Annotated in this window: 11 protein-coding genes; 3 read left to right on the top strand and 8 right to left on the bottom strand. The window is 33.8% G+C overall.

Annotated elements, in window-relative coordinates; genetic code table 11:
- The coding region (locus DZ68_RS10320; protein WP_035907588.1) for a transposase at positions 1 to 346 on the bottom strand (346 nt) is incomplete at its 3' end.
- Positions 347 to 390: 44 nt separating this feature from the next.
- Between DZ68_RS10320 and DZ68_RS0109105 the strand changes: the two genes are divergently transcribed.
- Positions 391 to 3,417: a type I restriction endonuclease subunit R gene (locus tag DZ68_RS0109105; RefSeq protein ID WP_024788288.1), complete on the top strand. Its 3,027-nt coding sequence runs from the start codon at positions 391 to 393 to the stop codon at positions 3,415 to 3,417.
- On the opposite strand, the gene radC is transcribed toward DZ68_RS0109105, so the two are convergent.
- Both radC and carB read right to left on the bottom strand, forming a co-directional pair.
- Entirely contained in the window at positions 3,412 to 4,074 is a 663-nt protein-coding gene (gene radC, locus DZ68_RS0109100; RefSeq protein WP_024788287.1) for a DNA repair protein RadC, read from the bottom strand. The two genes, DZ68_RS0109105 and radC, sit on opposite strands and share 6 nt — an antisense overlap.
- Before the next feature lie 4 nt (positions 4,075 to 4,078).
- Positions 4,079 to 7,348, bottom strand: a complete 3,270-nt coding sequence (carB, locus tag DZ68_RS0109095) for a carbamoyl-phosphate synthase large subunit (RefSeq protein ID WP_024788286.1) — start codon at positions 7,346 to 7,348, stop codon at positions 4,079 to 4,081.
- A gap of 100 nt (positions 7,349 to 7,448) precedes the next feature.
- On the opposite strand from carB, the gene DZ68_RS0109090 reads away from it, so the two are divergent.
- Both DZ68_RS0109090 and DZ68_RS10775 read left to right on the top strand, forming a co-directional pair.
- Complete coding sequence (locus DZ68_RS0109090; protein WP_024788285.1) at positions 7,449 to 8,264, top strand: exonuclease domain-containing protein; 816 nt, start codon at positions 7,449 to 7,451, stop codon at positions 8,262 to 8,264.
- Positions 8,265 to 8,311: 47 nt separating this feature from the next.
- Positions 8,312 to 8,461, top strand: a complete 150-nt coding sequence (locus tag DZ68_RS10775) for a hypothetical protein (protein ID WP_156919597.1) — start codon at positions 8,312 to 8,314, stop codon at positions 8,459 to 8,461.
- Between the two features lie 8 nt (positions 8,462 to 8,469).
- Here the strand turns inward: DZ68_RS10775 and DZ68_RS0109080 are convergent, their stop codons facing one another.
- From DZ68_RS0109080 to DZ68_RS0109055, 5 genes are all read right to left on the bottom strand, one after another.
- Positions 8,470 to 8,649, bottom strand: a complete 180-nt coding sequence (locus DZ68_RS0109080; RefSeq protein ID WP_024788284.1) for a hypothetical protein — start codon at positions 8,647 to 8,649, stop codon at positions 8,470 to 8,472.
- The gene (carA, locus tag DZ68_RS0109075; protein ID WP_024788283.1) at positions 8,646 to 9,767 is read right to left on the bottom strand and encodes a glutamine-hydrolyzing carbamoyl-phosphate synthase small subunit; all 1,122 of its coding nucleotides are present in this window, start codon (positions 9,765 to 9,767) and stop codon (positions 8,646 to 8,648) included. Before carA ends, DZ68_RS0109080 begins: the two co-directional genes overlap by 4 nt.
- A gap of 85 nt (positions 9,768 to 9,852) precedes the next feature.
- A complete protein-coding gene (locus tag DZ68_RS0109065) occupies positions 9,853 to 10,410 on the bottom strand; it encodes a DUF507 family protein (RefSeq protein WP_024788282.1) in 558 nt (185 codons plus the stop codon).
- A 38-nt stretch (positions 10,411 to 10,448) separates the two neighbouring features.
- Positions 10,449 to 11,165: a hypothetical protein gene (locus DZ68_RS0109060; protein WP_024788281.1), complete on the bottom strand. Its 717-nt coding sequence runs from the start codon at positions 11,163 to 11,165 to the stop codon at positions 10,449 to 10,451.
- A complete protein-coding gene (locus tag DZ68_RS0109055) occupies positions 11,128 to 11,715 on the bottom strand; it encodes a MotE family protein (protein ID WP_236617809.1) in 588 nt (195 codons plus the stop codon). The genes DZ68_RS0109060 and DZ68_RS0109055 overlap by 38 nt, the downstream gene beginning before the upstream one ends.
- Positions 11,716 to 11,731: the final 16 nt, after the last annotated feature.

Below are 11,731 nucleotides of genomic sequence, written 5' to 3'. Positions count from 1 at the left end.
TATAGCTCATTCCAAGTGCATATAATGATAATATCTTCTCTTCTATTTCATCACTTATTGTTGTTTGATGTTTTTTTACTATTTGAGGCTCAAATCTACCTTCTCTATCTCTTGGGGTAGCAAGTTCAAATTCTCCTGATGTTGATTTAACTGTTTTCCTGTTGTAACCGTTTCTTCTATTTCTTTTACCTTGTAAAACTTCATCTGCAATATGAGATTCAATCTCTGCTTCAAGTGCAGCTTCTACTAATTCTTTAATTAATGGAGCTAATACTCCATCTTTTCCACCTATCTTCTTACCTGCTAATAAATCTTTTACTGCTTTGTCAAAATTAAATTTCTCCATGTCAGTCCTTTCTTCTTTAGTATTTTACCTTGACTGACACGGAATTGCTAACACTCTCTCCTGATATAAAAACACCCAAAAAACTGCTCGAAAATGCAAGAGAGCAGATAGAATCATTAAATAATGTAAAATTTAGCAATATGGAGTGGCAAAGGTTTTTAGATGAATATCTTGATAAACCAGGTGATGGAATAACAGAAAAAACTCGCAAAATTCACGACGATTATATTTACGATTTTGTTTTCGACGACGGGCATATAGAAAATATTTATATTGTAGATAAACAAAACATATCAAAAAACAGCGCGCAAGTTATAAGGCAGTTTGAACAAAGAGGCAATTACAAAAACCGATATGATGTAACGATCTTGGTAAACGGCCTGCCGATGGTGCAAATAGAGCTCAAAAGAAGGGGTGTTGCCATCCGCGAAGCGTTTAACCAGATTCACAGGTATTCAAAAGAGAGTTTTAACTCCGAAAGTTCACTTTATAAATTTTTGCAGATTTTCGTTATTTCAAACGGCACGGATACCAGATATTTTGCAAACACGGTAAAAAGGGATAAAAACAGTTTCGATTTTACAATGAACTGGGCGCTTTCGGACAATACACCGATAAAAGATTTGAAAGATTTTACCGCCACTTTTTTTGAAAAAAACACTCTTTTAAATATTATTTTAAAATACTCGGTTTTTGATGTAAACAACACCCTGCTTGTTATGAGACCATATCAGATAGCTGCAACCGAGAGAATTTTGTGGAAAATCAATTCAGCATATAATGCAAAAAAATGGGGAAGTGTTGAAGCGGGCGGATATATCTGGCACACCACCGGTTCAGGTAAAACACTAACAAGTTTCAAAGCGGCAAGACTTGCCACAGAGCTTCCTTTTATAGACAAGGTTTTATTTGTGGTGGACAGAAAAGACCTTGATTATCAAACAATGAAAGAGTATCAGAGATTTTCACCCGATAGCGTAAACGGTTCTGAAAATACAGCGGGACTTAAAAGAAATTTGGAGAAAAAAGACAATAAAATTGTAGTAACCACCATTCAAAAACTAAATAATCTCCTAAAAACTGAAAAAAATCTCGAAATTTACAATAAACACGTTGTTTTTATATTCGACGAAGCTCACCGCAGTCAGTTTGGTGAAGCTCAGAAAAATCTTAAAAAAAGATTTACAAAATATTATCAGTTCGGATTTACGGGAACTCCAATTTTTCCTGAAAACGCACTCGGGAGTGAAACAACGGCAAGTGTATTTGGCCGTCAGCTTCATTCTTATGTGATTACCGATGCAATACGCGATGAGAAAGTTCTTAAATTTAAAGTTGATTACAACGACGTCAGACCTAAATTTAAAGAGTTTGAAAAAGAAATAGATGAAAAAAAACTAAGCGCGCTTGAAAACAAAAAAGCGCTTTTACATCCAGAGAGAATTAATGAAATAGCAGAGTATATTTTGAAAAACTTTCATCTAAAAACACACCGTTTACAAAACGGCAAGGGATTTAACGCAATGTTTGCCGTTAGCAATATCGATGCGGCAAAATTGTATTACGAAAAATTTAAAGAGTTACAAAATAAGCGAATAAATGATAATAAGCGGTTAAAACCGCAACTCCTAAATAAAAAACAAAATGGAGATGCGATTTCAATCGCAAAAAATAATCAATTAAAAATAGCGACAATTTTTTCTTACGCCCCCAACGAAGAACAAGACGCAATAGGTGAAATTGCCGATGAAAGTTTTGAGTTGTCGGCTATGAATTCAAGTGCAAAAGAGTTTTTGGCAAAAGCAATAAACGATTACAATCAAATGTTTTCTACAAATTTCGGAGTCGACGGCAAATCGTTTCAAAATTATTACCGGGATTTGTCAAAAAGAGTTAAAAACGGCGAAATAGATTTATTGATAGTTGTGGGAATGTTTTTAACCGGTTTTGACGCTCCGCGATTGAATACTCTGTTTGTGGATAAAAATTTAAGGTATCACGGATTAATTCAGGCATATTCAAGAACAAACAGGATTTATGATGCAACCAAACCTTTCGGAAACATCATAACGTTTAGAGATTTAGAACAGGCTACAATAGACGCCATTTCACTTTTCGGGGATAAAAACACCAGAAATGTAGTGCTTGAAAAAAGTTACAGAGAATATATCGAAGGTTTTGAAGAAAACGGAAAAATACAAAAAGGTTTTTTAGAAATTGTAAAAAGCCTAAAACAAAAATTTCCAAACCCTACTGAAATTGAAAAAGAGAGCGACAAAAAAGAATTTGTTAAACTTTTCGGAGAATATTTAAAACTTGAAAACATACTTCAAAATTATGATGAATTTATTGCGCTTAAACAACTACAAAATATAGATAAAAACGATAAAAACGCACTTGAAAACGTAAAAATTGAATACGGATTAAACAATGAGGATATAAAAACTCTTCAAAATATACATTTACTCCCCGAAAGAGAAATTCAGGATTATAAATCGACATACAATGATATAAGAGATTGGATAAGAGTGCAAAAAAACGGAAAAAACGCAGAAAAATCAGATATAAACTGGGACGATGTGGAATTCGAGATAGATTTATTAAAATCCCAGGAGATAAATCTCGATTATATACTTGAGCTTATTTTTGAAAAACATAAACTCCAAAAAAACAAATCCGCCCTTATAGACGAAATTAAACGCGTTATAAGAGCAAGCCTCGGCAACCGTGCAAAAGAAGGCTTAATAGTGGAATTTATAAATAAAAGCGATTTAAACAGTTTCAAAGATAAAAGTGAAATTATAGAATCGTTTTTCAAATTCGCCCAGCAAAAACAAAAAGAAGAAGCCAAAAATTTAATAAATGAAGAAAATCTAAACGCCGAAGCAGCTAAACGCTATATTAATATTTCACTAAAGAGAAAATACGCAAGCGAAAACGGAACGGAACTTAATGAAATACTCCCTAAAATGAGTCCTTTGAACCCAGAATATCTTACTAAAAAAAGAAATGTGTTTGAAAAAATATCCGCATTTGTGGAAAAATTTAAAGGTATAGGGGAATTGTTATAACATCTCCTCTTCAATAAAACTTAAAAATCCATTTTGAGTAAAAATAAGATGATCAATTAATTCAATTCCAAGCAGTCTGCCGCTCTCTTTTAATCTTTTGGTAACCGAAATATCAGCCCCGCTCGCTTCCAACTGCCCTGATGGATGATTATGGGCAACGATTACACCCGCACACCTGTGTTCAATTGCGGGGGCAAATACTTCTCTCGGGTGCACAAGGCTTTGATTTAGCGTGCCTATTGTAATAACACGTTTAAAACAGATATGATTTGCTCCGTCAAGATAGATAGCTATAAAATATTCCTGTTTTTTATTGCGGTATTCTTTTAGCTCGTCATAAACGTCTTTTGAAGAAGTTATTTTTTTGTTTTGCTTGATGAGATAGCGTTTTGAAAGTTCTATGGCACTTATAATGGTGGAGGCCTTTGCCATGCCGAGTCCTCTGATATTCATTAATTTCTCAACCGTAAGCGAATTAAAATCGTTTTTTAGTAATTTAACAATTTCACGGGAAAGTTTAATAACATCTTTCCCTTTAACTCCGCTGCCGAGGATTATAGCAACCAGTTCATAATCTTTTAAAAAACCCGGTCCTTTCGAAAGCAATTTTTCCCGAGGTTTGTCAAAACTTTCCAGTTGTGAAATTTTTTTACTCATTATTTTATTTTTTAAAATAATTTTGAAGAGATTCCACTTTTATATCGTTTGTCTGTAAAAATTCAATCGCCTCAACGGCTGCGAATGCCGCTGCAATGGTTGTAAAATACGGAACTCCCTGGTTTAAAACTTCACGTCTTATGATTTTGGCGTCGTCTTTGCTTGCTTTATTGTCGCTTGTATTTATAACAAGAACTATTTCTTCGTTTTTAATCATATCTACAATATTCGGTCTTCCTTCGCTTATTTTCAAAACTTTTGTAACTTCAATTCCCGCATCTTTGATTTTTTTGTATGTTCCGCTTGTGGCTACAATGTCAAATCCGAGATTTTTTAAGCTTCTGGCCAGTTTAGGGGCAAATTCCTTATCCAAATCGGTTAAGGAAACAAAAACTTTTCCGTTTTTAGGCAGATTGAATTTAACCGCAAGCTGAGATTTAGCAAAGCTCTCTCCAAAACTTGAGCTTATTCCCATAACCTCCCCGGTTGATTTCATTTCAGGCCCTAATATTAAATCGGCCCCCGTAAGTTTATTAAAAGGAAAAACCGCTTCTTTTACCGCAATGTGAGAATGAATTTTCGGTTTATACACATTACTGTCAAATGTTACGACATTAAATTTGTCATAAAAATTAAGCGCTTCCAATAAAACTTTCCCGTTATTGATTTCAGGATTATATGCCAAATTCCACATAACCCTTGTTGCGACTTTTGCAAGAGGAAGTCCTGTGGCTTTGGATACAAAAGGTACAGTTCGGCTTGCTCTTGGATTTACCTCAATCAAATATAGTTTATCACGATGCAGAGCATATTGGATATTTAAAAGTCCTTTTACTCCAAGTTTTAGAGCTATCTTTTTTGTGGCGTTTTCTATTTCTTTTATTTTTTCCTCGCTTATACTTACAGTAGGTAAAGAACAGGCGCTGTCTCCGCTGTGAATGCCTGCCTCTTCAATATGCTGCATTATCCCGCCGATATATACATCTTTTGTGTCGCTAATTGCATCTACATCAAGTTCAATTGCCCTGTCAAGAAACTTATCTATAAGCACCGGGGAATCTTCGCTTACTTTTACGGCTTCGCTCATATATTCATTAAGTTCATCATCATTATAGACAATTCTCATAGCCCTGCCACCAAGAACGTAACTCGGTCTTACAAGTACCGGATATCCTATTGTATTTGCAATTTTAAAAGCCTCTTCTTTTTTAAAGGCGGTGCCGTTTTGAGGCTGATTTAATCCAAGAGTGTTAATAAATTCGGCAAATTTTTCCCTATCTTCCGCCATATCTATAACCTCAGCGGAAGTTCCTATTATTTTTGCATTTATTTTAGTTAAAGGTTTTGCAAGTTTAAGAGGAGTCTGACCGCCAAACTGAACAATTACGCCGTGTGGATTTTCAAGTTCAACCACATTTCTGACCCTTTCAAACGTAATAGGTTCAAAATACAATACATCGCTTGTGTCATAATCTGTTGAAACAGTTTCCGGGTTGCAGTTATACATAATAGTTTTGACACTCAAATCATTAAGGGCAAATGCTGCATGAACACAGCAGTAGTCAAATTCAATTCCCTGACCTATTCTGTTTGGACCGCCTCCAAGGATTAACACTTTTTTATCATCAAAATCCGGTTTTCTTGGCGGCACGTTTTTTGTAACATTTACGCTTGAATATAAATAACTTGTAGTTGTGTCAAATTCCGCCGCACATGTGTCCACTTCGTTATAATCGATTTCAATTCCGAATTTTTTTCTTGCTTTATATACATCTTCTTCACTTTTGTTTATTAATTTAGCCAGCATTGTATCACTGAACCCGTATGTTTTGGCACGTCTTAGCAGAGTTTCATTTTCTAAAATATCAAGAGTTATCTCTTTTTCAAGTTCGATTATTTCTTTTATCTGATTTAAAAACCATCTGTCTATTTTACAAATTTCATAAATTTCCTCAACACTTTTTTCTCTTCTGAAAGCCTCACCGATATATAAAAGCCTTTTATCATTTGGAATTCTTATGTTTTTAATCAGCTCATCTTCGCCGCAGTCAATTTTTTCAAATCCGTCAAGACCTGTTTCAAGAGAATAAATCGCCTTTTGCAATGATTCTTTAAATGTCCTTCCTATCGCCATTACTTCCCCGACACTTTTCATAGAAGTCGTAAGTGTTGAATCGGCCTGAGGAAATTTTTCAAATGTAAAACGTGGTATTTTTGTGACAATATAATCTATTGTAGGCTCAAAACTTGCGGCAGTTCCTGTAATATCGTTTTTAATTTCGTCTAATGTATATCCGAGCGCAAGAAGCGTTGCGACTTTCGCAATAGGATAACCTGTCGCCTTACTTGCAAGTGCGGAACTTCTACTTACCCTGGGATTCATTTCTATTACTATCATTCTGCCGGTATCCGGATTTACGGCAAACTGAACGTTGCTACCTCCGGTATCAACGCCTATTTCACGAAGTATTGCAAAAGATGCATCCCTCATTTTCTGATATTCTTTATCAGTGAGTGTAAGAGCCGGGGCAACAGTAATGGAATCCCCTGTATGAACACCCATCGGATCGATATTTTCAATAGAACACACTATTATGCAGTTATCGTTTCTGTCGCGGATAACCTCCATCTCATATTCTTTCCATCCAAGAAGAGATTCTTCTATTAAAATCTCCCCTATAGGACTTGCCTCCAAACCGAATTTGGCAAGTTTTTTAAATTCCTCCATATTGTAAGCAACACCGCTTCCAAGCCCTCCAAGCGTATAACTTGCCCTTATTATAATCGGAAATCCTATTTCTTTTGCAGCCTGTTCGGCTTCTTCAAGGGAATAGGCGTATCTGCTTTTAGGCAAATCCATACCAATTTTCAGCATCGCTTCTTTGAAAGCCTGTCTGTCTTCGCCTTTTTTAATTGCTTCCGGGTTAGCGCCTAAAAATTCAACCCCCTCAAGCATTCCCCTTTCGTACATTTGCATAGCAACATTAAGGGCAGTCTGACCCCCCATTGTAGGAAGAATTGCATCAATATTTTCTTTTTCAATAATTTTTGCCACTACTTCGGGGATAATCGGTTCAATATATGTGGCATCTGCAAATTCAGGATCAGTCATTATTGTAGCAGGGTTTGAATTAACAAGAACGACCCTGTAACCAAGAGATTTGAGAGTTTTTGCCGCTTGAACGCCCGAATAGTCAAACTCACAAGCCTGACCAATGACAATCGGACCGGAGCCTATCAGAAGGATTGAATGGATATCTTCTCTTTTTGGCATAAAAAACCTTTTTTATATGTAATTATATCTTAAAAAAGTGAAAATGGTGAATGTTGAGTGGTAAGTAGAAAATGTTATAATTTTATAAAAAAGGATAAATTTGAATCTGCCTCCAAAAACAGAGACTTTAAGAAAGGCCAGTGTATTTAATAAAGAAACAAGAAAAAAAGCATATGAGAAATTAAAAAATGATAAGACATATTTAATAAAATGCCTAAGAGAAGATATAAAAGAAAATGTAATTTTTAGAAATTACAATGATTATTTAATTTCAGTCGTTTTAGAAGAAGAAAATAAAATGGAGCGTTTCAAACCGTTTCCAAGACAAAAAGCATTTTCAAGTAAAGATTTTTTAAGATATTATATAAATGATTTAAAAAAAACCCCAAAAGAAAATAAAATAAAAAAAATAGGGGGATTTGACACGGAAACAACCGATATTACCGGATATGTAATTTCTTATGCGATTGTTATACAGGATATGCAAGATTTGAGCACAAAAGAAATTTACGAACTGCTAAATCCTGAAGCTAAAATTTCAGAAGAAGCTTTCGGCGTTCATAAAATTTCTCAGGAAGAGCTGAAAGACAAGCCGACCTTTAAAGAAAAAAAAGATGAAATTTTAAATATTTTTAATTCTCTCGATATGGTTGTGGGACATAATGTTTTATATGATTTCGGCGTAATGAAAAGAGAGCTTGAAAGAATTAATCATTATCCGAACATAATTGATATTCCTATATTTGACACAATGTATTACGCCGCCGACGTTGTAGTGCTTGAAAAAAAGAAAATGCCCCGTCTTGAAGAGGCGATAGCATTTTTTTTTGGAAGAAAAAATATAAATTATCATAACGCTTTAGAAGACGTAAAAGCGACTTTAAAATTATTTAACAGATTACTTGAAGAAGGTTAAAAATATACATACATTTCAACACTCAAATTTTATGGTTTGAAGGGGATATGGATTCATTTTTTAATCTAGATAAAAATTTACATTCGTCATTTGAAACAACAAAAAATTATTCTCCAAATGAAAGCTCATCAATAAGTTTTGGGGGAAGCGATTCATCGGGAGGGGGAAGCGGCGGTGGAGGAGGCGGAAGCTGGTAATTGATTTTTTAATTAAACAGATATTTCAAAGCCAAATAATAAACAAGATAAATTAAAAAAATAAAAACAATAAAAGAGATAACAGGAGAAGTTGTAAAAGTGGCTATTAAAATCACTATAGCGCTAAATAATAAAAACAGTTCAAAAATTCCAAAAAGGATTTTTTGGATAAAATCAAAATTTTTCATAGCATATTATAAAATTCTTTAAATATATATTTACTGTCATGCGGCCCTGGTGATGCTTCCGGATGATGCTGAACAGAAAAAACAGGTTCATTTTTGTATTTAACACCCTCAATTGAACCGTCAAAAAGATTTTTATGTGTGACCTCGGCAATTTTCTCAATCTCTTCCGGGACATTATAATTATGATTTTGAGCGGTTATTTCCACAACAGGTTTTCTGTTTATATAATTTTTTACCGGATGATTTCCCCCGTGATGCCCGAATTTAAGTTTAAACGTAGGGTATCCGTGAGAAATACTCAGTAATTGATGTCCCAAACATATTCCAAACATCGGTATTTTTTCTTTTAATATTTTTTGAATTTCTTTATGAATTTCGTTCAAAATCAGAGGATCACCCGGACCGTTACTTAAAAACACCCCCTGAATTTCCCCACTTTTATACATTTCAATAATTTCTTCCGCCTTTGTTGAAGCCGGCATTACTTTACACTCCATTCCGGCCTGGGTCAGTTCGTTTAAAATATTTCTTTTTACCCCAAAATCAAGTACTGCTATTTTTTTATCTGTTTTTTTAGGATTATATTTAAACTCTTTATCGTTCCATGCCCCGTGTGGATGAATATAAGCCTCTTTTGTACTTACCTCTTTTATATAATCAATTTCTTCAATTCTGGGGGTTTGATTTAAAATTTCTTTTAATTTTTGAATATTATGAATTTTGCTTGAGGCTATCATCATCATAGCCCCTTCTTTTCTTATAAGCTTTGTTAAAAACCTTGTGTCAATTTCGCTGATTCCAAGAATATTTTGCTCTTTTAAAAATTCATTTAGACTTTTTTCTCCCCTGAAATTTGACCAGTTATCAACATATTCTCTGACAATTATACCTTTAAGATAGGCTTTTTTACTTTCATTGTCATCTTTATTTACCCCTACATTCCCGATTTCAGGCATGGTAAAAACCACAAACTGGCCGGCATAACTCGGGTCTGTAATGATTTCCTGATATCCGGTCATTGATGTGTTAAATACAATTTCCCCGACTTTTGTTCCGCCTGCCCCAAATCCGCGGGCAGTAAAACTCATTCCGTTTTCCAGCAAAACAGTAACTTTCATTTTAAACCTTTACTTTTCACTTTTAATTTTTCACCGTAGCCGCTTGGCAACTTTTTACTACTCACCATTTTCACTATTTTCACCTCTAAATTAGTCCTCTTTTTCTTAACTCCTGCTCGTAAAGTCTGTTAAATACAAGTTCCCACTCTTCACTTCCAGGAACCAAAGGCCTTTTGTAGTTTTCAAGCTTTTTATAAACTTCGTCCCTTGCTTCAATTTCCCTTTTTAAAAAATCCATTATAGATTTAAAAACAATATTTTTTATTTTTCCATCCCTTACATCATAATCAATTAATTCTTTATCCCATAATTCTTTTACCAAAAAATGTGCCAAATCATCTATTCTTTCATCTCTTTTTAAATTAAACCCCTCTTCATTTGCAATTTCTTTTTTTATAAGTTTAAACACTTCTCTTCTGTCAACATCATAAAATAAAAATTCATTTTCTTCTTCCTGTTTTGCTAATATTTCTCTGGCTTTATCTTCTATTTCCCTTTCCCACAAAGCATCATCCATTATAATATCTTCAATTTCTTTAATAGCATTATCAATGCCTTTGGGATAATTCACAAATCCTGAATTTAATAAATCATATGCAATTTTTCTGGAAAGAAAAGGCACTTGAGCTTCTTTTATCAGCATACTAAACCTTTTTTTAAAATTATATCAAAAAAGAAGCTTTAAAATTGAAAATCAACCCGCTTACTCTCTTCTAAAAACAGATTATTATATTTTTTGCTAAATTCAACTACCGCTTTAACTTCATCTCCTTCAACTTCAAAACCTACCGCACCTTTTGAATCAAAAATCCCCCCTGCACAGATAATATTTGCTTTTAAATTAAAAAGTGTTTTAAAGGCTTCTATTTCAGTAAATATCATCCCGTAAAAAAACCTGAGCATCGCAATTTTAGAACCTGTTGAAATATCTACGTCCTGAGAAGTTTCTTTAAAAAAAGGAATAAGCTTTTCATGTCCTACAGGAATTATAACTTTAGCACCCCTGCTTGCAGCTTTTATATAAAAATTACCATAAGTTCCTCCGTTTTTATCGGCAGCCGCTACGGCGGCACACTTTTTAGCGTTTTCATACCAAAGAGCATTTGCACCTTTTATAAAATAATCATTATTTGTTATATCAAATCCGCTTATATCAATCGGCTTACTGTTTTCAAGCACAATCGGCCTGTCTCTTTTTTGAGTCACATTAAATTTGCCTCTTACATTACACCCGGCGGCATATAAAGTATCTGTATTTATCCCTAAATGATATAAAAGATATTCGTTTGTTGTACCGTAAGCAATATAAATTCTTTTTTTTAAATCTATATATTGACACAGGGCTTTTGCTATTAAATGTTTAGCCCCCGCCGTTGTCAGAAGTATTTGTGCTTTCATTATTCTCATCTTTTTGCATCATTTCTGTAAGTTTTGCTGCTTTGGCTGGGTCCATTTTTGAAAAAATTTTGGCGACATTTTTAGGAGGGAGCTTTTTTAAAATTGCAAGGGCATCTTTTTCTTTCATCTGAGAAAGTACGCCTGCGGCATTTTTTGGCCTCATCTTTGCATAACTCTGGGTAATTTTATCCATTTTTGCATTTTTTATTTGCTCAAGGATTTTTTGATTTTGAGTTATTAATTTTTGAATTTCTTTTTTTTCATTTTCTATTTTTTGCAAAGTGTTATTAATTTCTTTTTCTTTTTCTTTTAGTTTTGACTCTTTTTTCTTCATTAAAGCCATATATGTGTTTTTCAAAGATTCAAGAGCCTCTTTTTGTTCAAGTATTTTTTCAGCCTCTGCTTCAAGTTCTGCTTTTTTTTGGTCAAATATCTCATAACACTCAAGAAGTTTCTGATTGTCAACTGCAAAAAGAGGAGTGAAAATAGTAAAAATGGTGAAAAAGGTGAAAGCAGTAAATAAAATATTTTTTAATTTTTTATTTTTCACTTTTAATTTTTTACTT

Source organism: Lebetimonas sp. JS085, assembly GCF_000523295.1.
Lineage (GTDB): Bacteria > Campylobacterota > Campylobacteria > Campylobacterales > Nautiliaceae > Lebetimonas.
The sequence above is the reverse complement of the archived record's forward strand: the minus strand, read 5'-3'. Positions and strand labels throughout refer to the sequence as shown.